A 25,170-nucleotide genomic window follows, 5' to 3' on the forward strand; every position below is an offset into this window, starting at 1 on the left:
ATGTCTGTTTCCGCTCTGTTTCAGCAGTCGGCATATCATCATGCGCATCGCATCGCCCTTGTTCAGGGCGACACGCGCGTGACCTATCAACAGTTAGCGCAGCGCGTCACCACATTGAGCGAGACGCTGCGTCAGCAGCAGGGAAGCGCGTTTACGCTGGTGTTGCTGGATGAGGGCGCGGCGCTGGTAACGGCCGCGCTGGCGATTATGCAGGCGGGACAGATATTCGTACCCTTATCACCCACGTTACCCCCACAGCGCCTCCATGCGTTACTGGAGCAGTTTCCTGAGGCGCAACTGATTACCAATGCCCAGGGCCAGGCGCGGGTGCGCCACCTTACTGGCTCGCTCGCCACCCTTATCGTGGATGAAACTGGCCTGCCGGAAAAACCAGCGGGTCAGGGTGCCGCCGTACGCGAGGCAGATAGCAGTCAGCCGCTGGCGTATGTCTATTTCACTTCCGGCTCTACCGGTACGCCAAAGGCGGTGCTGGGGCGCGCAGACAGCCTGCATCACTTTATCACCTGGGAAAGTCAGGAATTAGGCATCACGCCGGACGATCGGGTCAGTATGCTGACCTCACAGATGTTCGATCCCTTTCTGCGAGATATGCTGCTGCCGCTGGTAAACGGCGCAACCCTGTGTATCCCGCCGTCCCGTGAGCTGATCTATGCGCCAGCGGACCTGTTGCGCTGGATGCAGACGCAGCGCATTACCGTCACGCATCAAATTCCTTCACTGTTACAGGTGCTGCTGGACTATCCTGAAGCGGCCGAGCGTATGCGCAGCTTGCGCTATATCCTGCTGGCCGGCGAAATGCTGAAAGGCTCGCTGGTAGCGCGCTTTTACCAACATGGCCCGGCCAATACGCAGCTGATTAACCTGTATGGCCCTACAGAAACCACGTTAGCGAAACTGTTTCATCGGGTTACGCCTGAAGATGCCGCGTGCGCCAGAGTGCCGGTGGGGCATGCTTTGCCGGACGTAGCGATCAGGCTGGTCGATGCGGCAGGCGATGCGGTCGCGGCGGGTGAAAGCGGCGAAGTGATTATCGCCACCCCCTGGATGAGCGCCGGTTACAAGGATCATGCCTCAGCGGCGTTTTTCACTGATGCCCAGGGCACGCTTCTGTACCGCACCGGCGATACGGGCCGGTTCCTGGCGTCAGGCGAGCTGGAGCTGCTGGGACGCAATGATGCGCAGCTCAAGATCAACGGTCAGCGGATCGAAACGGCAGAGATCGAAATGCTGCTTGAGCACCACCTGGCGGTACAGCAGGCCGCCGTGGTCGCTTACGCTGAATCGCAGCAGCTCGTGGCGTTTGTTACCCTGAAAAGCGAACCTGAAGAGATCGCCGCGCTGTTGCGCGATTGTCTGGCGATGTCGCTGCCCGCTGCGCTACTGCCCACCGATTATGTGGTGTTGGATCTGTTTCCCCGTTTGCCGAACGGCAAGCTTGACCGTAGCGCGCTGCAAAAACCGGCTTTACGCAGCTGTGTTCAACGCGCGGAACAGCAGTGTCCCAGAGAGGGAGACGAACAGGCGCTGGCGGCTATCTGGCAGCGGCTGCTGCCGGTTAATGACGTCGCGCGCGATGACAGCTTTTTTGCCCTGGGCGGCCATTCGCTGTCAGCGATGCGCATGATCGCCTGCGTACGTAATGAACTGGGGCGGGAGCTGGATTTCGCCGACCTGTTAGCAGAGCCGACGCTTGCCGCCTGCGCGCAGGCGTTGCATCAGCGCTCACCGCAGGACGATCCAGCGTTGGCAAATGTCACGCTCAGCGACGCGCAACAGGGAATATGGTTAGTCCAGCAGCAATCACCCGCATCGTCAGTCTGGCATCTGGCTTATCGGGCGGAGTGGCAGGGACAGCTTGACCTTGCCCTGTTGCAGCAGGCGCTGAATCAGGCACTGGCCCGCCATGATGCGCTGCGCTGCGCGTTTCACGCTGATAAGAAGGGCGTTATCGCTGAAATAATCAGCCAGGCAGCGCTGACCGTCGGCTGGCAGGATTTTAGTTTACAGGGCGAAAACGCGCGCGAGGCGGCAGAAAACTGGCTGTCTCAGTTCAGTCAGCAGCCTTTCGATCTTACGCAGGCGCCGCTGCTGCGCGTCAACTGCGCACGGATCGGCGTTAGTCACACCCTGATAAGCGTGGTTTGCCATCATATTATTGCTGACGCTGAATCCATTGCGCTGTTATGGCAAGCGCTGCTGGCTGATTATGGTCGCCTGCTGGCGGGTAAATGCTTGCCGCCAGTCTCCGCCGTTCCCTGCCAGCGGGTTCATGCGCAGCGCCAGCAGCAACGCCTGGCGCACGGGCGCAGTGAGCTTCTGCGTAACGGATGGCGGCAACAGCTGGCAGGCCCGCTGCCGTTGATGCAGCTGCCCTACGATTTTCCGGTGCCTGCGATGCGTAACTATCGTGGCGAGCAGCGGCGCTTTACCTTATCGCGCGCAACTTCAGATGCGCTGATGGCCTGTGCCGCCCGACATGGCGTCACGCCCTATGTGGCGTTACTCACCCTCTATACCGCTTTTCTGGCGCGCTACAGCCGCCAGCGCGATCTGATTATCGGCACGCCAGTCAGCACCCGCTATCTGCTGGATAGCGAGCAGGCGTTTGGGCTGCTCTTCAATGTGGTGGCGCTGCGCCAGCAGGTAGATTTACACCACTCTTTCAATACGCTGGTGAAGCAGGTGGCGGACAATTTTATTGCCGCTATGGCGCAGCAGGATTTGCCTTTTTCCCAGGTGTTGGATGCCCTTGAGGAGGCGCGCCATCCTGGTATTTCGCCGGTTTTCCAGACGCTTTTTGTCTGGCAGCAACAATCCGCCCCGGCAACGCGCCTTGGTCATAGCGATATTTCACCTTTGCGGAACGCCGATCGCGGCGGCGCCGTTTATGAGTTGACGCTGGAGATGTGGCCCGACGAACAGGGGATTACGGGCTGTTTTGAATATGCCACCGATCGTTTCCTGCCTGACACCATTGCGCGTATGGCCGCTAACTTCACGCTGTTTCTTCACCATTGTCTGACCGAGAGCGATAAAGCATTGGGCTGCCTGCCGCTGCTGGCTGAAGCTGAACGTCAGCAGATCTGGCAGTGGAATCAGACCAGCCAGCCGTTCAGTGATGACATCGGTATCCATCAAATGTTTGAGCGTCAGGTGATGCATACCCCCGATGCCCCCGCAGTGGAATTTTTGCATGAAACCCTGACCTATCGCGAACTGGATGCGCGCGCCAACCAGCTTGCTCACTGGCTGCTGGCGCAGGGCGTGGGGCCGGAAGTTGCGGTGGGGCTATGCATTGAGCGCTCGTTATCGCTGGCGATCGGTTTTCTCGCCATTCTGAAGGCGGGCGGGGTATATGTGCCGATTGATCCTGACTATCCGCAAGCGCGCAGCGACTATGTAATTGCCGATGCCGGTTTGCGCCTGATGCTGACCCAGGAAAAGTTCGCCGGACGTTTCGCCAGCGTGCGGCACAGCATGAAGCTTTTTACCGTTGAAACAGTAGCGCCACAGTTAGCGGGCTGCTCAAATCGGCCGCCTGCGCACCAGGCCAGCGCCGACAACACTGCTTATATCATCTATACCTCCGGCTCCACGGGGCAACCCAAAGGGGTACCGATACGTCATCGCGGCGTATGCAACCTGGCGGAAACAGAAGTGGCATTGCTGGATATGTCACCGCCAGCGCGGGTGCTGCAATTCGCTTCCTTTAGTTTTGATACCTCGGTCTGGGAAATTGTGATGACACTCTGTTCCGGCTGCACGCTGGTGATGGCACCGGCGCTCGCCTTGCTGCCGGGGCCAGATCTGCTGGAACAGCTGGAACAGCGCCGCATCAGTCACGTTACCTTGCCCGCCTCAGCGCTGGCGGCGTTACCCTATGCCGCGCTGCCCGATCTGCGCGTATTAATCGTCGCGGGCGAGGCCTGCGGCGTGGATTTGCTGCATAAATGGGGCAAAAACCGCCGTTTCATCAACTCTTATGGCCCAACGGAAACCACCGTCAGCGCAACCAATGCCGAGCTTACCCTGAATGACAGCCGGGTGCATATTGGCCGTCCGGTACATAACACCCAGGTATGGATCCTTGATGAGTTTCAGCAGCCGCTGCCCGTGGGCGTGGTGGGCGAGCTGTATATCGGCGGCATTGGCGTTTCAACGGGCTATCTTAATCAGCCTGCGCTGACCGCCGAGCGCTTTATCGCCGACCCTTTTAGCCTGTCGCCTGCGGCAAGGCTTTATCGCACCGGCGATCTCGGCTGTTATCGTCCTGACGGTAACATCGATTACCTGGGACGCCTCGATCATCAGGTAAAAATTCGCGGTTATCGCGTTGAATTGGCTGAAATTGAAAGCGCTTTGCGCCGCCATCCTGCCGTAGCGGATGCGGTAACGATGGTGCGCGAGGATTATCTTGCGGGCAGCGCCGTGGTGGCTTACCTGTTGCCAAAAGCGGGGCAGCAGCCTGAACGCTCAGCGCTGCATAGCTGGCTGGCAGCGATGTTACCTGAATTTATGTGCCCATCCTGCTATGTCATGATGCGCGAATTCCCCCGCCTGCCCAATAACAAAATTGACCGTAAGCGGTTTCCGCAGCCGCAGCCAGAGAGCGAAGGCCGCTCATCAGGTGAGCCTCCGCAGGGCGCAACGGAACAGGCGATAGCGGATGTCTGGTGCCAGATACTGGGGATCGCGACGATCGATCGTGATGCATCTTTCTTCAGCCTTGGTGGCCATTCTCTGCTGGCGGCGCGGGCGGTAGCGCTGCTGGCTGAGCAGCACTCTCTTCACCTGCGCGTCAGCGACATTTTTACCTGCCGTACCCCGCGTCAGCTGGCACGCATCGCTCAAAAGACCCAGGCTGACAGCGAGCTGCTTCAGCAACCCGCGCGGCAAGAAGCGCCATTAAGCTTTGCGCAACAGCGAATGTGGTTCCTTGAGCAGCTTCATCCGGAAAGCACCCGTTACCTTATCGGCGAGATCAAGCATTTTATGGAACCGATCACGCCACAGCGTTTAACGGCAACACTGGAGGGCCTGTTTCGTGCTTTCCCGCAGCTTAACGTCCGGTTACGTGCCGATGGCGCGGTGCCGCGTCAGTATCAGAGTCATGCGCCGGTAGCCCTGACTGTTGAGTGCGTTGAAAGCGAGGCGTGGCAGGATACTTTGCAGCAGCGTGCCCGCGTGCTGATGGCTCAGCCGCTGACCTTACTGGATGCGCCACTTTATCGGTTCTGCTTTATCTACTCGCCGCAGGGCAAGTGCGCGTTAATTAGCTGTATCCACCATATTTTGGTTGATGAACATACGCTGGCGCTGATCCATCAGCATCTGACGCAGCTCATCCGCGACCCGCAGAGTGCCTGGCCGCGCGCCGCCATTAATTATTTGCAATATGCTCACTGGGAACGCAGCGCGCAGCGGCAGGCGAGCCTTAGCTGGTGGCGCGAACGGTTCACGACCACGCCGCCGACTATCGCTTTGCCGCAGCGCGCCCAACCCGATCAGCATGACTGGCAGGCGGCATACCAGCAGGTGTCGCTGCCAGACGCGCTGAAGGACAAACTGCGACAGCTGGCGCGGCAGCAGGACACCACGCTGTTTACCCTGATGCTGGCGGCCTTTCAGCTGTTGCTACAGCGCTACAGCGGCGAAAACGATCTGACTATCGGCCTGCCGGTGTCGTTGCGCGACAGCGAGTTACTGCAAAAGCTGCCGGGATTACTGCTTAATACGCTGGCATTTCGTCAGAACGTTGACACTACGCACACCTTCCCGCTGTTTCTGGCCGCCACTGAAAACGCGTTGCGGCAAACGCTGGCGCATAAAGAGACGCCTTTTGAACAGGTGGTGAATGCGGTATTGCCTGGCGCGCGGCGCACAGGCTCGCCGCTGTTTAACATCATGTTTGTGCATCAGGCTGCGCCGGGCGCGCCTCAGCAAGCAGACGAGGCGGTAATCAATAATCAGCCGCTCTCTGTGCCGCAGGCCAAATTTGATCTGACGCTGTTTGTGCAGGAGTCAGCGACGCAGCTGACGCTGAATATCGAATATCGTCCGGCACTGTACCACCACCGGACAATAGGGGCGTTTGCGGCTGCTTATGAGCAACTGTTAGCCAACGTTTGCAAACAGCCGCTGCGCCCGGTTTGCCAGCTGGATATTCTGTCCGAAGAAACCCGTCATTATTTGCTGGATAGTCTCGCGCATGGGCCAAAGCGCGCCGCTGCGCCATTGCTCCAGACCTGCTTTGAACAGCAGGCAGCATTAACGCCGCAGGCCGTTGCACTGGCGTGGGAAGGCGGTCAGATCAGTTATCAGCAGCTGAATCAACAGGCTAATCAACTGGCATACCGCCTCAAGGGGTTGAACATCGGCGCGGGGGAACGGGTGGCGGTGCTGTTGCCGCGTTCCCCTGCGCTGATCTGCGCCATTCTGGCAACGGTGAAAAGCGGCGCTGCCTGGCTGGCCATTGATATTGCCTATCCGCCCGAGCGCATTCATTACATGCTAAACGATGCCTGTGTTGCCAAAGTGATAACCAGCGTTGAGCAGGCGCAGCGTCTGGCGTTACCGCAGCAGCAAACTCTGCTATTGCCGCCGGTAATTACGCCGCTGGAGAACGCCGATTTGGTTAACCCCGAACCGGCGGCAAGCGCAGAAGATGCCGCTTATTTGCTGTATACCTCAGGCACCACCGGAAAACCAAAAGGCGTGGTTATTCCTCATCGTGCGCTGGCGAACTATTTGCAGCACGCCCGGGAGCATTACGATTGCCCGCAGGGCCAGGGAAATACGCTGCACGCTTCCATCTCTTTTGACGCCACCTTAACCAGTCTTTTCTTGCCGCTGCTCAGCGGAAAGCGGCTTTTTATCCTGCCTGAGAAGGAGGATGTGCCCGCGTTGCTGGCGACGTGGGAACAGCTAACCGATCTCACTATGGCCAAGGTTACGCCAGCGCATCTTGAATTACTCAGCCAGCAACTTTCCCCGGCCTGCGCCGGTCATGCGGCAACGCTGGTGGTAGGCGGTGAAAGCCTGTCCGGTTCGGCGCTGCGTTTCTGGCGTGAACATGCGCCGCAGGTCAAAGTGATCAACGAATATGGGCCAACCGAAACCACGGTGGGCTGTAGTCTGTATGTACTGGAGGCGGGCACGAGTCCGGCGGCAGGCGCGATCCCGATTGGGCGCCCGATCGCCAATATGCGCATTTACCTGCTGGATGAAAATCAACAACTGACCCCGCCGGGCGCAGCAGGAGAGATCTATATCGGCGGCGCAGGCGTGGCGTTAGGTTATTTTAACCGTCCGGATCTCACTGCCAGCCGCTTCGTTGACGATCCGTTTGCAGCGAAGGCGGGCGAAAAGCTCTATCGCACCGGGGATCTGGCCCGCTGGTTACCGGACGGCAACCTCGGTTATCTGGGCCGACGGGATAATCAGATCAAGCTGCGTGGTCACCGTATTGAACTGGAAGAGGTGGAAGCGCAGCTGCTGGCCTGCGAAGGGGTGATGCTGGCAGCGGCAGGTATTCGCGAGGTGAATGCGCGCCCGCATTTGACGGCCTATATTACGCTCGCCAGCGAGGCACGCCTGGAGAGCGTACGTCAGCAGTTAGCACATCACCTGCCGGAAATCATGCGTCCTACGCAATGGTTGATATTGCCGAACATTCCATTAACCGGTAACGGCAAGGTGGATCGCGCCTGGCTGGCGCAGCAGCCGCTGCAAAATGAAAACTCATCGCCTTTCCGGGCGGCTGAAAGCGAGATTGAGCAACAACTGACCCGCATCTGGCAAACTGTGTTGGGAGGCGATACGCCAGGCGTGGATGATGACTTTTTTGCGCTGGGCGGCGATTCCATCCTCAGCCTGCAAATGGTATTTCTCGCACGCGAAGCGGGATTACGCCTCCAGGCGCGCATGCTGTTTGATTATCCTACCATCGCCACGCTGGCCAGCGTCGTTGAACCTTTATTGCCTGCTAATCAACGCGCGCGCCCGCTAATGCAAGGCTATAACCTGCTGCCTGCCCAGCGCTGGTTCTTCTCGCTGGGCGGCGAGAAAGCGCATCATTACAACCAGTCATATCTCTGGCGACTGGCGGAGAACGTGAATTTAGCGCATCTGGAACAGGCGACAGGCTGGATTGTGCAGCAGCATGAAGGATTACGTGCGCGCTTCAGCGCGCCTGATGCGCCAGCAACCGTAGCAGCAGACGATGCGCTGTCGCTGAGTGAAATATCGCTCAGCGCTCCTGACAACGGCGAAGCCGAAGTTATCGCCTGGGCCGGAACGCGGCAGGCGCAGTTGGATCTTTCGCTGGGGCCGCTTTTTACCGCTGACGTGATCCACGCCGCCAGCGGCAGCTACCTGTTGCTAAGCGCTCACCATCTATTAGTGGATGGGGTTTCCTGGCGTATTATCACCAACGATCTGAGTCGTGCTTATCTGGCGCTGGTGCAGGGGCAAAGCATCGCTGCCCAACCGGCGACGGCTTCGCTGGCGGAATGGAGCGACTGGTTACAGCAAACCTTTGATCCTTCCGGTTCCGCACCGGAGCGGCAGTTCTGGCTGGCGCAACGGGAGGCGAGGACCACACTGCCGGTCGATGCCGGTACGCATGCGACGCCTGGCCGCAGCGGCGAAGCGCGTAAGGTTTATATCACGCTCGACCGGGCAGCGACGCAGGTGCTGGTGCGACAAACCGGTCAGGCTTATCACACGCATGTTGGTGACCTGTTACTGGCTGCGCTGGCGAAAACCCTTAGCCAGTGGTCGGGCAGCCATCAGCTGCGCATCGACCTTGAAGGACATGGACGCGACGACGCGCCGGATGCGCCGGATGTCAGCCGTACCGTCGGCTGGTTTACCGCCATTTATCCGCTGGCGTTGCAGCTTAACCAGCAGGCGGAATGGGGCGATCTGCTGCAAGAGGTCAAAGAGGCGCAGCGCAACGTGCCACGCGGCGGCGTGGGTTATGGCGTGTTGTTCGATCCTGCCGGGCAGGCCGCAGAGGTCTGCTTCAATTACCTGGGGCAGTTCGATAATGATTTCCATCAGCCGCCGCTCAGTGGCGTCGCTGACTTACTGATGACATATCGCTCGGCACCGGAAAATCGTCGTGGCTGGGCGCTTGAGGTAGATAGCTATATCGATGAAGGCGAGTTGATTATCGCCTGGAGCTATAATTCCGCCTGCTGGCACCGTGAAACCATCGCCGCGCAGGCAGAGGCGATGAAAACCCATCTGTGCGCACTGATTGATCATTGTACAGCACAGGCGCGTACGCACTGGACGCCTTCCGACTTCCCGCTGGCAGGCCTGGATCGGCATGTACTGCAACAATTACAGCAGCGCCACCAGCAGATCGCCGATATCTATCCGCTGACGCCGACGCAGGAGGGGATGCTGTATCACTCGCTGGCTGCGGCTGACGCCGGACTTTACCATGAGCAAATTTGCTTCTCTTTGCCAGCCGACGTTGACGTGACCCGCCTGAAGCACGCCTGGCAGCAGGTGGTTGCTGGCTGCCCGGCGTTGCGTACCACCTTTGAGCTGAATGCGGAAGCCGGGCCGTTGCAAATCGTGCATCAGCAGATGCCGCTTAGCTGGCAATTTATCGACTGTCGCGCCCGGCAAGAGCAGCGACTGGCAACGCTCTGGCAAGATGACCGGCAGCAGGGGTTTGATCTGCGTCAGGGGCCGCTGTTCCGTATCACCCTATTCACCGCTGCGCAGGGCGATATGCGCATGTTGTTCAGCCATCATCACGCGATTCTGGATGGCTGGTCAGTAACGCTGCTGCTGGCGCAGGTGGCTGCTGCTTATCATCAGCCAAACGCGCCGTTGCCTGCGGCACCTTCCTTCCGGCGCTATATCGCCTGGCAGCGCCGCAGCCGTGACAACAGCTTGCATCACTGGCAGACGCAGCTGAGCGGGATGAGTGCGGCAACCCCGTTGCCCGCCGTGCGGCCGGGCGGTGTAGCGTCCCGGCAGCGGCAGCGGCAGGATTTTCAGCTGGATGCCGCCACATCCGCCCGGCTGATCGCGTTAGGGCGTCGCCATCGTCTTACCATCAGCACGTTGGTGCAGGGCGCCTGGGCGCTGTTATTGCAGCGCTACGCGGGCGTTACAGAGAGTCTCTCTGGCGTCACGCTGTCAGGCCGTCATGTTGAGCTGGTCGGGATTGAACGCATGATTGGCTTGCTTATCGGCAGTGTACCCTTGCGCGTTACTAGCCGACCAGAGCAGCCGGTACTCGACTGGTTGCAGGCTATTCAGCGCCAGCAGCTGGATAATGAGCGTTTCAGTGATATCTCTCTGGCGGATCTCAAACAGGCGTGCGGGTTGACGGCGTGGCCAACGCTGTTTGATACGCTGGTGGTATTTGAAAACTACCCCCAACAGGACAACAACGGTTTGTTCTCGTTTGTCAGCGCTCAGGAGAGTACCAACTATGCGCTAACGCTGGTGGCCGCCTGCGAAGCCACGCTGCACGGCACGCTGGTTTACGACGATGGGCTTTATTCGCCCCGGATCGCCAGCCAGTTAACCCGCCATTTCCTGCATATCCTGCGGCAATGGGTGAATGCAGAGCAACTGACGCTGGCGCAGGTTACTTTACTGGATCAGAGCGAACAGGCGACGCTACTCAACGCATTGCGCGGGCCTGAACACCCTTTACCTGCCGAAGGGGTGTACCGGCTGTTTGAACAGCGCGCCAGCGCCATGGGCGATCGTATCGCTGTTATTGACGGCGATCGACGCCTGACGTTCGCCATGCTGCGGCAGAAGGCAGAGCAGCTTAGCGCCCGTTTACATCAGCGTGGTTTAGGTCGAGGCGATCGCGTGGCGCTGTTTTTGCCACGCAGCGCGAACTATCTGGCCGCGATGCTGGCCGCCAGCCGCACAGGGATATGCTATGTCCCGGTTGATATCGCCAGCCCCGAGGAGCGCATCCGCTATCTGCTGTCTGACAGCCAGTGCCATCTGGTCATCACCCAGCAGGAATGCATTGGTCAATTACCCGCTGACCAACCGCTATTCTGCGTGGATGAAACCGCCGCGACATTACCGCTACCGCCGGTGGTGGATGCCGCTGACCAGCTGGCTTATATCCTCTATACCTCGGGATCCACAGGCAAACCCAAAGGCGTGATGATTGAGCAGCGCAGCCTGGTCAATTACCTCACCGATGCGTGCCAGCGCTATCAGGTTGTCGCTGGAATGCAGAGCCTGTTTCACTCTTCCGTTAGTTTCGACGCCACGCTGACCAGTATCTGGCTGCCGTTGCTGACAGGCGGCACCCTTGTGGCGATTCCCGGCGACGGCGATCTCACCGCCATGGCGCGCCACCTGATGACCGCTTCTGCCCCGCAGCTACTGAAAATCACGCCGGTTCATCTCGCGCTGCTCCAGGAGAGCCTGGATCAGGCTGCGAAAAGCCGTGTCAGCGCGCTGGTAGTCGGCGGAGAGGCGTTGAACTGCGAAACGGTGCAGCGCTGGCTACAGGACGCGCCTGAAACCCGCATCTATAACGAATATGGCCCGACCGAAACCGTGGTGGGCTGCTGTGTGCATCAGGCCGATATCGACCGCGATCGTCAGGGGGCGATGGCGATCGGTTTGCCGCTTGGCAACACGCAGCTGCTGGTGCTCAACGACGATCAAACCTTCACGCCGCCGGGCGCGGAAGGCGAGCTCTATATCGCAGGCGCTGGCGTGGCACGCGGATACTGGCATCGTCCGGCACTGACCGCAGAAAAATTCCTGACGCTGACAGTAGCCGGAGAAACCCTGCGCGCTTATCGCACCGGCGATCGGGTCAGCCAGTTGCCAAATGGCGAGCTGCGCTATCACGGACGCTGCGACCGACAGCTAAAAGTGCGCGGTTACCGTATTGAACCCGGCGAGATCGAAGCACAGCTGATGCGTTACCCTGGCGTACAACAATGCGCGGTTGCTCTGTTGCCGGGACAAACCGCAGAGGATGCGCAGCTGGCCGCCTGGATTGCCTTTCAGCCGCCAGGCGCAGAATGCGAGACGCTACGCGCATTTCTCGCGCAACAGCTGCCGGGTTACATGATACCAGGCCTCATCACGCTGCTGCCTGCGCTACCGTTGACCGCAAACGGCAAAGTGGATTATCAGGCATTGCCGCGCCCCGCGCAGCCGCCGCAAGAGCATGACCTGACTGCTGCGCAACCCGCAACCCCGCTGGAAAGCACAATCCAGGCAGTCTGGCGCGAGGTGTTACAGCGAAACGCCGTGGCCTGTGATCAAAACTTCTTTGCGCTGGGCGGGCACTCGCTGCACGCGCTGCGGGTCGCGGCCCGCCTTGAACATCAACTCAACATCCGCGTTTCTTTAACCGACCTTCTTAACCATCAAACTGTCCAGCAGTTGGCTGCGGTATTGGCTAAACGGACAACGCCCTTATCGGAACCGCGGGCCATCGCCCGTGTATCGCGCCGCCAGGAGACGCCATTGTGATGAACAACCCAGAGCTTAATAAACCGCAACTTATCGGGGGCAACATGCAGGAAACGCATTTCCAGTTCAGGGCATCGTTGGCGCAGAAGCGCTTGTGGCTGCATGAACAGCTTGGTCATGACGCAGCCATTTATCACATCAATACCCTGTTAGAGCTGGAAGGTGAACTGGATGAGAACGCGTTGCAACAGGGCATCAACGATCTGGTCGCGCGCCATGAATCTTTCCGTACGGATTTTATCTGGCAGGAGGAAACGCTGTTTCAACGTTGCCATGAAAGCATGACGCTGCTGCTGGAGAAGGTTGAGCACACGGATGATGAGGCAGCTTTATATACGCAGTTAAACACGGCCAGCACGCGGCCTTTCGATTTGCGTCAGGCGCCGCTGGCTCGTTTCGTGCTGTTCCGCTGTGGGCCGCGTCGTCATCTGCTGCTTATCGTGCTGCATCATATTATTTCTGATGGCTGGTCAGCTGGCATCATCAGCCGTGAGCTGGCGGCCTGCTACAACGCGCGACGTCAGGGACATGCAGCCGCGCTTCCTGAGCTTGACATTCAATACATTGACTATTCTGAATGGCAACATGAGCAGCAGAACGGCGAAGAGGCGGCCCGCGAACTGGCCTGGTGGCAGGAGAAACTGCATGGCGTTGAACCCATCGAACTGCCTTACGATCGTCCACGGCCAAACCGGCTTAGCCTGCGCGGGAAAACGCGCTTTTTCACCGTGCCGGAGACGCTGGCAAAAACGTTGAGCGACCGTGCCCGTGCCCGCAACAGTACGCTTTATTCGCTGTTGCTCAGCGCTTTTACGTTGATCCTACATCGTTACAGCGGGCAATCTGACCTGGCCATCGGTTCGCCGGTGGCTGGTCGCGGTCGGCTTGAGCTGGAAGGGATTGTCGGCTTCTTCGTTAATACCCTGGTTTACCGTATTCAGCTTGAGCCAGAAGCGCGCTTCGCCGATCTGCAACAACAGGTATTCCGCACGGTGGTGGAGGCACTGGAACACCAAAACGTAAGTTTTGATCGGCTGGTAGAGAGGATTAATCCCACGCGCGATCTCAGCTATTCACCGCTATTTCAGGTGATGTTCTCGTTTGATGAAAACCAACAGCCGGGCTGGGATTTTGCCGGTTTGACGGTGAGCTCGCGGCCTGCGGCAGGGGAGCAGGCGAAATTTGACCTGACGCTGTCAATGGAAAAACAGGGCGAACAGCTACAGGGCGCGTTTGAATACAGCAGCGATCTGTTTGACGCCGTCACCATCGCCCAGCTGGAGGCTGATTTTTTGTTTCTGCTGGAAAAAGTGGCTGAGGATGATACGCAGCCGCTCACCGCTTATCCCTGCATCACCGCCAGCGTGCAGCAGAGCGCGCCGCGCTGTGTTCATGCTGTGGATCAGACGCTGCATCAACGGTTCGAACAACAGGTTGAGCGTTATCCGCATGCCATTGCCGTCAGCACTGGCGCGGGCGCGAAGCTCACCTATACGCAACTCAATCATGAGGCGAACCGGTTAGCGCACTATTTGCTGCTGGGACAGGAAAGTCAGCCCGCGCTTCGCAATGAACTGGTCGGCATCTGTATGGATCGCGATGAGGCGCTGCCTGCGGTGATCCTGGCGGTGTTAAAAGCAGGTATGGCCTATTTACCGATCGACAGCGCGCTTAGCGCAGATCGCGTGCGTTTCTATATTGAAGATGCCGGGATCAAACAGGTGATCGGCACCGCCGCGTATCAGACGCTGTTTGACAGCTGTGAGGTTGATTACCTGTGCATCGACTGCGAAGGCACCTTTATCCATACCATGCCGGAAAGCAACCCCAGCCTGCCGGTAAGCCCGGAGGCACTGGCCTACGTTATCTACACATCAGGATCGACCGGCACGCCGAAAGGGGTTGAGATCCCACACGCTAATGTCATGCGGCTATTTACCGCCAGTGAACGCCATTTTAGCTTTGGCCCGCAGGATGTCTGGACGCTGTTTCACTCCAGCGCGTTTGACTTTTCCGTATGGGAAATCTGGGGCGCGCTGCTGTATGGCGCACGACTGAGCGTTGTCCCTTACTGGGTTAGCCGTTCCCCGGAGCAATTCCGTCAATGGGTGAGCGATGAAAACGTCACCGTGCTGAATCAGACGCCTTCGGCCTTTGCGCAGTTTATCGCTGCCGATGCCAGCCACAGCGATGCCACGCCGCTGCAATTACGTTATGTGATCATGGGCGGCGAGGCGCTGGAGCCTGCCACGCTGCTCGGCTGGCTGGCGAAATATGGCGATGCCTCGCCGCAGATTATCAATATGTATGGCATTACTGAAACCACCGTGCATGTCACCTGGCGACGCATAACCCTGGCCGATGCGTTGCAGGGCGGAAAAAGCCCGATCGGTGTGCCGTTAGACGATCTGGAAATCTGGCTGCTGGATGCGCATCAGCGTCCGGTTCCGCCCGGCGTGGTGGGTGAAATGTACATTGGCGGCGCCGGGGTGGCGCGGGGTTATCACAATCGCGCCGCGCTGACGCAGGAGCGCTTTATTGCTAAAGGCCGCTTGTTCGGCGCAGATGCTGAAGATGGCACCCGGCTTTATCGTAGCGGCGATCTGGCGCGTCGCCGCCGTGACGGCGCGCTGGAGTATCTTGGACGCGCGGATCATCAGGTTAAAATTCGCGGGTTCCGCATTGAACCCGGCGAGATCGAGGCCGCGCTACAGCGGCTGGAGGGCGTTGACCAGGCGGTAGTTAAGGCCAGCACCGATAGCCGCGATCGGCAGACGCGGCTGGTCGCCTGGATCGCCACGCGCGAGAAGAACCTGAATATCGACACATTACGCCTCGGACTGCGTGATACGCTGCCGGATTATATGCTGCCAGCCGCGTTTGTGTTTATGGAGGCGTTACCGCTGACCGCCAACGGTAAACTGGATCGGCGCGCATTACCGGAGCCGCAGGCGGTGCGCCCCCAGCTGGCGAGCCATTACCAGGCACCGCGCAGCGAAACGGAAGCGGCGCTGATGGCGTTATGGCGCGATGTGTTAAAGGTTGATGAGATCGGTATTCATGATAACTTTTTCGCGTTGGGCGGCGATTCATTGCGTGGCGTTCAGCTGGCCGGGCGCGCACGTGAGCAGGGGCTGCCGCTGACGCTGGTGAACCTGTTCCAGCATCAGACCGTGGCAGAACTGGCGACGTTGCTTGATACGCAGGCGGGTAGCGATGCCAGCCAGCCCGGATCGACGGCGCCGTTCAGTCAAATCAGTGCGCAGGATCGGGCGCGGCTACCGCCAGAGGCGATCGATGCCTATCCGTTGAGCCGGATGCAGGCGGGCATGTTTTATCATATGAACCTTGCGCCGGACGCCAATGTTTATCACTGCACCGGCACCTCGCACTTACGCATAAACGCGCCATTTAATGAAGCAGCTTTCCGACAGGCGGTGGCACAGACGGTGGCGGCGCATGATGTCCTGCGCACCGGTTTTGATTTTGAGCGCTATAGCCAGCCTTTGCAGCTGGTCTGGCCGCAGGCGGCGTTGCCGATCGTGGTCGAAGATCTCCGTCATCTGGACCATCAGGCTCAGGAAGATTGTATTAAAGCCCTGCTGGAGCAGGAGCGTCATACGCCGTTTGATCTTCAGCGTCCCACCTTGCTGCGCTTCTTTATTCAGCTGCGTTCAGCGACCAGCTTCCAGTTTACGATGACGGAATGTCATCCGGTGTTTGATGGCTGGAGCTATCACACCATGATTGTCGAAGTTTTCAATCGTTATGCGGCGCTGACCGGCGTCAGCCCGTGGCAGCCAGAGAAAAAGCCCCGCCAGGCGTACCGGGACTTTATCGTGCAGGAGCAGGCGGCGATTAACGATGAGGCGCAGCGGCGTTACTGGCAACAAACGCTGGCTGACTGCACCATTCTGCGGCTGCCGCATCAGGCGCAGGCGGCGAAGCAGGGCGAGCCGCCACGCCTGAAATCACTTTCGTTTACGCTTGATAACGCCATTTATCAGGGAATGCGTCAGCTTATGCAACAGCTGGGCGTACCGTTAAAAAGCATCCTGCTGGCTGCCCATGTCAAAGTGCTGAGCGTGTTTAGCGGCGAACGGGACGTCCTGACGGGTATCCCAACCAATGGTCGCCCAGAGACGGAGGGCGGTGACGCGCTGTATGGCTTATATCTGAACATCCTGCCTTTCCGTCAGGTGCTGACCGGGCAGAGCTGGATGGAGATGATCCGACAAACCTTTGAGAACGAATGTGCCGCCATACCGCATCGTTGCTATCCGCTGGCCGAGATTCAGCGTCATTTTGGTCCGCAGCCGCTGCTGGATGAAGTGCTGTTCAATTATATGGATTTCCATATTTACGATCGCATGAGCCCGGCGCTGGGGTTAAGCGTAGTGGATAAGCTCAATGTGCAGGAGGTGCATGAAGGCACGCACTTTACCCTGAATGCACATTTCCAACATAAAACCCTCTCTTCCGCGCTGGTCAATAATCAGGTAAGCGTTCAGCTGGATTACAACGCCAGGCTTTTAACGCAGCAGCAGATTGAGCAGATAGCGGCCTGTTACCAGCGCGTGCTCAGCGCCATGGTCGCCGCACCGCAGACATCGTACTGCGCCACCGATTTTGTTCCCCTGGAGCAAAAAATCGAGCTGGCGGAATTTAGCCAGGGGCCGCAAGGCTACAGCGGCGCAGAAACTCTGGCGACGCTGTTTGCCCGTCAGGTGGCGGCAAATCCTGACGCCTGTGCGATTGAGTGGCAAACGCATGCGCTGACCTATCGTGAGCTGGATCAACAATCGGATCGGCTGGCGCTGATGCTGGCGGAAAAAGGCATTGCGCACGGTAGTCGGGTGGCGTTGCTGCTGGGCCGCTGTACCGAGTTTGTGCTGGCGGTGTTGGCGCTGAGCAAGCTTGAGGCGGTCTATGTGCCGCTTAATCCTGAGGATCCGCAGGCGCGCCAGGCAGAGCAGATAACCGATGCGGGCTGCGTGCTGCTGTTAACGCACCAACGGCAAGACGCGTTTGATTTACCGCAGATGGCGCTGACGGCTATTGACCTGCGCCAGGGGAGTTTGCCAGAGACGCCTTTCACCAGCGATAGCAGCAATGCGCTTCCCCTGTATGTGATGTACACCTCTGGATCAACCGGGAAAGCCAAAGGGGTGCTTATCCCACAGCAGGGCGTTATCCGCCTGGTCAAACAGGTCAGCTACCTCGACTTTACGCAATATCGACGTTTTCTGATGCTGGCGTCGGTCAGCTTTGATGCCTCGACGCTGGAAATCTGGGGGCCGCTATTAAACGGCGGCACCATCATTATCTACCCGCAGGGCGCGGTGGCTCTGCCTGAGCTGGAAACCCTGTTAATCGAGCGGCAGGTGGAAAGCCTGTTTCTGACCACCTCGCTGTTTAATCTGCTGGTGGATGAGTGCCCGCAGGCGCTGCGTCAGGTACGTCAGGCGATCACCGGCGGCGAGGCGATGTCGTTACGCCATGCTGCCCGCATTAGTCAACGCTATCCGCAGCTGGTGCTGATTAATGGTTATGGCCCGACGGAAAACACCACCTTTACCACCAGCTGGCGTTACCGGCCGATTGCCAGCGATATCGCTCCCATAGGCCGACCAAATGAGGGCAACCTCTGCTGGATCCTGGATGCTTTTTCTCAGCCTGTGCCGGTGGGGACGCCGGGCGAGCTTTATATCGGCGGGCCGGGACTGGCGCTGGAATATCTCAATCAACCAGAGCTGTATCAGCAACGCTTTATCAGAAACCCGTTCGATGCGGAACGCTCGGCGCAGCTTTACCGTACCGGCGATCGCGCCCGTTTCCTGCCGGATGGCACTATCGAATATTTAGGGCGTTTGGACGACCAGTGCAAAATCCGCGGCTTCCGCATTGAAACGGGGGAGATCGAAGCCGCGCTCTGCCGCTATCCCGCCATCGAGCGGGCGGCGGTAAAAATCGTTGAGAGCGCGAAGGGAAAACGCATCATCGCCTGGCTGGCGATGCAGGCGGGATGTCCGTTTGATGCATCCGCCCTACGGACCTGGCTTCTGCAGCGCCTGCCGCGCTATATGATCCCGGTGCGTTTTCAGGTGCTGGAGGCGTGGCCGCTAACGGTCAACGGCAAGTTAGATATGGCGTGCCTGAGCGTGGACGACGATTTATCGCTTGCCGCCAGCGCGTCACCGGCGCTGTTAAGCGATCCCACTGCTCAGGCGATACAACAGATCTGGGCAACGGTACTGGGCGTGGTCGCGCCCAGTCAGCAGGAAAATTTCTTTGATCTCGGCGGCGACTCGCTGCTGCTGGCACGCGTCCATCTGCGGCTAAGCGCCATAGGCTACAGCCAGCTGAGCATGCTCGATCTGCTCAACTATCCAACCATTCAGCAGCTGGCGGATTATATCAACGGCAGGCAAGCGCAGCCGGAGGTCAGCCTTAATACGCTTCAGCATCAGGTTGATACAGGTCGTCGTCGGCTCGCAGGTTTGCAACAGAGAAGGAGCGGTAAATAATGCGTAATGCGGAGTCATTTAACGAGGCTGTCTCATCTTCTCTGCACGGCTTTGAGATCGCCATTATCGGTATGGCGGGGAGGTTTCCCGGCGCAGAGGATATTGACACTTTTTGGCGCAATATCGCCGCAGGCGCTGAGGCGATACGTGAACTGAGCGATGCCGAACTGGATGCGGCCGGGACGCCGCTTTCAGAACGTCAGCAGCCCGATTTTATCCGGCGGGCCGCGGTGCTGGATGATGGCGAAGCTTTCGATGCCAGCTTTTTCGGCTATTCGCCACGGGAAGCGCAAACCATCGATCCGCAGCAGCGGCTGTTTTTAGAAAGCGCGTGGCTGGCGCTGGAGCATGCCGGATATGCGCCGGGGAAATATCCCGGCCAGATCGGCGTTTTCGCCAGCGCGTCCAACAGCAGCTATGTCATGAGCTATTTACTGCGCCATCCCGAAATTCAGCGCCACGTCGCGTTAGGCGCGTTGCTGACGGACAACAATAACGACCTGCTATCCACGCGTGTGGCTTATAAACTCAATTTGCATGGCCCGGCGATGACGATTGGCTCCGCCTGCTCCAGTTCGCTGCTGGCCACGCACAGCGCCTGTCAGTCGTTGCTGGCGGGCGAGTGTGATATGGCCATCAGCGGCGGGGTTCACGTGGGCTTTCCGTTGAAAAGCGGCTACCGCTATGAGAACAGCGGCATTTTATCGCATGACGGTCGCTGCCGCAGCTTTGACGCAGCAGCCAGCGGTACCGTTGCCGGTGATGGCTGCGGTGCCGTGGTGCTGAAACGGCTACAGGATGCCATGAATGATGGCGACAGAATCTATGCCGTGATCAAAGGCTCGGCGGTTAACAACGATGGTTCCAGCAAGCCGGGCTTTACCGCGCCCTCGGTTAGCGGTCAGACAGAAGTGCTGCGGCGCGCGCTGGTTACGGCAGAAGTCGCGCCGGAAAGCGTCAGTTACATTGAGGCGCACGGCACGGCGACCCGGCTTGGCGATCCGATTGAATTCAAAGCGTTGATGAATGCGTATGGTAAAAAGCAGGGGCCAAAGCATCGCTGTGCCGTGGCGTCGGTTAAGGCCAATCTCGGCCACCTTGATTCGGCGGCGGGTATCACCGGCGTCATTAAAGTCGCGCAGATGTTACAACATCGCTATCTGCCGCCTGCCGTGAACTTTTCCCGCCTTAATCCTGAAATCGACCTGAGCGATTCGGCGTTTTACGTGCCACAGCAAGGGGCTGCCTGGTCAGGCGATCAGCCACGTCGGGCGGGTATCAGCGCTTTCGGCATTGGCGGCACCAATGTTCACATGTTGCTGGAAGAGTCAAACTTTGTTGCGCCTTCCGGGCCTGCGCGCGCGCGGCAACTGCTCTGTTTTTCAGCTAAATCGGCGGCGGCGCTGCGTGACGGTATGACGCGCATGCAGCAATGGTTCGCCTCTGCCGCGCAAACCGATTCGGCTGACGAAGCACTGGCGGATATCGCCTGGACATTGCAGGTGGGGCGCGAGGAGATGCCTTATCGCTGTACGTTGGTTTGTCACGATCGCCAACAGGCGCTGGCGGGCATTACGCACAGGCTGGCGCAGCCGGATAGCGGCAAAGCATTAAGTAACCCGCAGACGATTTTTATGTTTAGCGGCCAGGGGTCGCAGTATGCAGGCATGATGCACGATCACTACCAGAACGAGCCGATCTTTCGTCAGCACGTTGACGCGTGCGCCTTGCTGCTGGAACCGCTGTTAGGATGCGATATTCGGCCGATTATGTTTGATAAGGCCGAGCGCGACGGGCTGTCACCGCTTTATCAAACCCGCTTTACGCAACCGGCGCTATTTGTCGTGGAATATGCCTTAAGCCAGCTGCTGAACTCATGGGACGTTGCGCCGGCCGCCTGTATCGGTCACAGCATTGGCGAATATGTGGCGGCCTGTATAGCGGGCGTATTTTCCTTGCCAGATGCGCTGCGCATTGTGGTTCGTCGTGCTGCGCTGATGAATGCGATGCCGCCAGGTAGCATGCTGGCCGTTGGTCTGAGCGCAGCAGAGCTGGCGCACTGGTTGCCGGAAGGGGTTTCCCTTGCCAGCGAGAACGCCCCGGAATTTTGTGTCGCGTCGGGCCACAGTGAGGCGATTTCTGCCCTGCAAGCCTTGCTGGATGCTGGGGGGATTGAAGCGAAGCCGCTGCATACCTCGCACGCTTTTCATAGCGCGATGATGGACGGGTGTCTGGCCGATTTTGCCAGGGCATTTGACGATATCACTCTCTCTGCGCCTGCGCTGCCGTTTATCTCCTGTGTTACCGGCGAGTGGATTCGTCCGGAACAGGCAACGTCTGTTGATTACTGGGTCAGTCAGCTGCGCCAGCCTGTTGCTTTCAGCCAGGGCATCAGGCGACTGCTCGACGAACCGCAAAACCTGCTGCTGGAAGTCGGACCGGGAAGCGCGTTAACGGGTCTGGCGCGTTTACAGTTGGCAGGGCGAGAGGGGCATAGCCGGGTTTTACCCGGCGGAGCAGGCATTAAACAGCAAGGTGATGACCTGCAAATAGTGTTAGCCGCTATCGGCGAACTGTGGCGTCAGGGTGTGCCGATAGCGTGGTCGCAGCTTTATCAACAACAGCAACGCCGCCGCGTGCCGCTTCCGGGCTATGCCTTTCAGCGACAGCACTATTCGCTTGGCTCCCTGGTCAGCAGCGTGCACGCTTCACCTCCAGGCGGGCGCCTTTTGATGTCTGAATGGTGTTATCAGCCACGCTGGAAGCAGCTACCGACCTTGCCGTCAACGCTTTCCTCCTGGCGCGGGCGCACGGTCTTGATCTTTATGGATCGACAGGGCTGCGGTAAACGTCTGGCGCAAATGCTGGAAAATCAGGGCGCGCACGTTTGGCGCGTCAGCAAAGCAAGGCGCTATCGCCTGTTGTCGGCGGGGCACATCGCGTTGAATGCGCAACGCGCCGGGGATTATCAACAGTTAGCAAATAGCCTTGCGCAACAATCGCAGCAGCCTGATGCGATTATTCATTGCTGGAGCGTTACACGCTCGCGTGCATTGTCGGACAAAAACGCCACGGCACATTATGAGTCGTTGTTGCATATCGCTCGCCATTTTCATTGTCGGCCAGATGCGGAATTCCTCGATCTGTTTGTCTTGTCTAATCACCTGCATACGTTAGCAGGCGACGAACGCAATGTGCCGGGCAAAGCGCTGATGATAGGGCCATGCCGGGTGATCCCGAAAGAGTTCAGCGATATTCGCTGTAAAAGTATCGATTATGTTCCGCCCGCCCGCTATCTGCGGCTGGCAACGGCCAGGGCCTTTGCCACGCTGTTAGCGGAAATGCAGTTTAACGATGAGGCAACCCTGATTGCCTTACGCGGTACGCAGCGCTATACGCCGGTAGAAGAGCTCACCCGTATTCAGCAGCAGACGGAACCTTACCGTTTTCGTCACGGTGGAAATTATGTGATTACCGGCGGATTTGGCGGGATAGGTTCCACCATCGCCAAAAATCTTGCCCAGGCGTGCCAGGCGCGAATGCTGTTTATCGCCAGGGGAGAATTGCCGCCTGAGAGCGAATGGGACAGTTGGCTGGCGCAACATGATGTCAGCAATCAAAAATCACGCCGCATTCTTTTTCTGCGGGAGCTCCAGCAGACGGGCGCGGAGGTTACGGTAATCGGCGCCAGCCTTGCCAACGAACGTGAGGTTAGTCGAGGCATTGCAGCTTTCACGAAGCGCTACGGTACGTTGCATGGCGTGTTTCATTGCGCGGGCATTGCTGATGGCGGCCTGATTCAAAACCGCACGCTGGAAGATTCGCAACGGGTGTTTCAGGCCAAAGTGCAGGGAACCCGCGTCCTGGAAACCTGCCTGCGTCAGCATCGGCTTGATTTCTTCGCCGTTTGCTCTTCGCTGGCATCCTTTATCGGGCCGGTGGGCCAGGTCGCTTACTGCTCGGCGAATGCCTGGCAGGATGCCTGGGTGCTTAACGCGCATCAGCGTCAGGATAATGGAACACGTTATCTGGCGATTGGTTGGGACGCGTGGCGAGAAGTGGGCATGGCGGTAGAAAGTTTACAGCAATGGCATGGCGACAGCGGGGAAAACACCTTACGCCACGCAATTACGCCGCAGGAGGGGTGGACGCTGTTGACACAGCTGTTGGCATCAACCGGCGGACACTATCTGGTTTCAACGCGCGGGCTGCCGTTGATTGATAGCGATACCGCAACCGAGACAGGGCAGCAGGACAATGCTGTCTCAGCCCAGTCTGGCTCGCTGTTTCCGCGTCCGCCGCTCAGTAACGCTTATCAGCCGCCCCGTAATGAAATCGAGCGCCAGATTGCCGCTATCTGGCAGGAAAAAATGGGAATCGGGCCGCTTGGCATCCACGATGACTTTTTTGAACTTAACGGTCATTCCCTGATGGCGGTACAAATTATCGCGCTAATCCGTCAGCGGCTAAAGGTTGCGCTACCGGTCGGACTTACCTATGACTATCCCACCATTGCTGCGCTCTCTGAGCAGGTCGCGCTGCGTTTAGCGCAACATCAACCGGAGCATCAGGGGCTTATGGAGGAAGCGCAATGAGTCTGCAAAGTGTGCAACACAACAGCGCCAACGATGAGCGTAACCTTCACCAACCGCACGAAGGAGCGAGCTGGCCGCTGGGTTACGCGCAGCATTGTTTCTGGTTTGTTGCGGCGACGCTGGGCGATACCGCCAATAACCAGAACTGTATCCAAATTGATGGCGAGATCCAGCCAGCGCTGCTGGAGCAGGTGATAAACGAGCTAATTACGCGCCATTCCACCTTACGCAGCGCTATTTCGCGCTGGACGCCAACCCAGCGCACTCTGCCAGCCAAAGGGTTCGATTTGCCGTTTTCCGATCTTACGGCCCTGGCGCCCGCACAGGCGCAGCAGCAAATCGCTGCGCTGGCACAGCATTTTCTCAGCACGCCTTTTGACCTGCAAAAGCCGCCGCTGTTACGCGTACAGCTGTTTCGCCTGCAGCCCCGTCAGTATGTGCTGGTAATCTGTTTCCCGCATATTGTGGCCGATGGCGCAGCGGTGCATCTGTTTTGCCAGCAGCTGTGGCAGCGTTACCGTCAGCGAGCCGAGGGGCGCAGGGTGCCGTTAAGCGAGCAGGAGGAGATACCGTTTAGCGCCGTTATTGCGCAGGAGAGAGCGCGTTATCAGCAGATGGGAACCCAGGATCAGGCTTTCTGGCGTAATCATTTACAGGGGTATTCATGGGCGACGTTTCCTGCACGCTATATCAACCAGACCGAGGTACAGGCCAGTGAACGCTATATCACTTTTCCGGCGGATAGCTATGAGCGGTTAGAAAACGTGGCGCGGCAGCGTAAGGTCAGTCTGCAAATGGTGTTACTGGCATTGATTGCCAGAGTAGTACACACCATGACGGGCGCGTCACGTTTCGCGCTGAACTCAGTGCTGGAGGGGCGGGATCGTCCGGGGAGCGAAACGCTGATGGCGCCGCTACTGCGCGTGATGCCGGTGCCGCTGGATATGGCGAGCGCCACCACGTTTTCTGCATTGTTAACGCAGGTACGGGAAAAGGTATTGAGCGCTTACGATCATATCGATTGTCCATGGGGTTTGCCGGTTGGCGTGATGGCGGAACAGCGCTGGCGTAACAGCCCGCGCCTGCTGCCGCCGCTGATTCGGGCTGCCAGCAGTCTTTACGCCGCGCTTTGCCCTCGCGCGGCGCTCTACCCACATTTTTTGGCCGATTTTTTGTTTATGGAACCGCAACCTCCTCAGGCGCTGTTCCGTCAGACATCGCGCAGCGAGGGGATCGCAGACCCGATCATCAACGTCAATATCCTTCAGGATGCTTTTCGCCAGCAGCCCACCGCTGGCATCGAGGATTTTTTGCAGCTAAGCGTCTGGCAACAACCGGAAGCGGAAGGTGATCAGCAGGATGCAGGCAACTGGGAAAATGACTCAATCAATATTTATCTCACCCGTTCAGCGCAGGGCAAACCTGTGCTGCGTATTACCTGCTGCTGTTTCAACCTTGATGGCATAACGCAGTTTACCGATTTGTTGCAGCAGGAAATCAACGCTGCTGCTTTTGAAACTCTCCGATAACGG

The 25,170-nt window shown here is 58.5% G+C and carries 4 protein-coding genes; all 4 read left to right on the plus strand.

Translation table 11 applies throughout. The features are described from left to right. From ACQE3Y_RS10100 to ACQE3Y_RS10115, 4 genes are read left to right on the plus strand one after another with little or no spacing between them, the layout of a single operon-like run. Complete coding sequence (locus tag ACQE3Y_RS10100; protein ID WP_426981574.1) at positions 1-12,516, plus strand: amino acid adenylation domain-containing protein; 12,516 nt, start codon at positions 1-3, stop codon at positions 12,514-12,516. Beyond that, positions 12,516-19,043, plus strand: a complete 6,528-nt coding sequence (locus tag ACQE3Y_RS10105; RefSeq protein WP_426981670.1) for an amino acid adenylation domain-containing protein — start codon at positions 12,516-12,518, stop codon at positions 19,041-19,043. Before ACQE3Y_RS10100 ends, ACQE3Y_RS10105 begins: the two co-directional genes overlap by 1 nt. Next, entirely contained in the window at positions 19,043-23,638 is a 4,596-nt protein-coding gene (locus ACQE3Y_RS10110) for a beta-ketoacyl synthase N-terminal-like domain-containing protein (RefSeq protein ID WP_426981575.1), read from the plus strand. The genes ACQE3Y_RS10105 and ACQE3Y_RS10110 overlap by 1 nt, the downstream gene beginning before the upstream one ends. Next, positions 23,635-25,167 carry a condensation domain-containing protein gene (locus ACQE3Y_RS10115; protein WP_426981576.1) on the plus strand — a complete coding sequence of 511 codons (1,533 nt, stop codon included), beginning with the start codon at positions 23,635-23,637 and terminating at the stop codon, positions 25,165-25,167. The genes ACQE3Y_RS10110 and ACQE3Y_RS10115 overlap by 4 nt, the downstream gene beginning before the upstream one ends. The last annotated feature ends 3 nt before the right edge of the window (positions 25,168-25,170 follow it).

The sequence above is a fragment of the Pantoea sp. FN0305 genome (genome assembly GCF_050113845.1).
Taxonomy (GTDB): Bacteria; Pseudomonadota; Gammaproteobacteria; order Enterobacterales; family Enterobacteriaceae; genus Mixta; species Mixta alhagi.

Excerpts from the sequence above, each read along its gene's own strand:
- ACQE3Y_RS10105 (WP_426981670.1), top strand. The coding sequence starts at position 12,516 with ATGAACAACCCAGAGCTTAATAAACCGCAACTTATCGGGGGCAACATG.
- ACQE3Y_RS10110 (WP_426981575.1), top strand. The coding sequence starts at position 19,043 with ATGCGTAATGCGGAGTCATTTAACGAGGCTGTCTCATCTTCTCTGCAC.
- ACQE3Y_RS10115 (WP_426981576.1), top strand. The coding sequence starts at position 23,635 with ATGAGTCTGCAAAGTGTGCAACACAACAGCGCCAACGATGAGCGTAAC.
- ACQE3Y_RS10100 (WP_426981574.1), top strand. The coding sequence starts at position 1 with ATGTCTGTTTCCGCTCTGTTTCAGCAGTCGGCATATCATCATGCGCAT.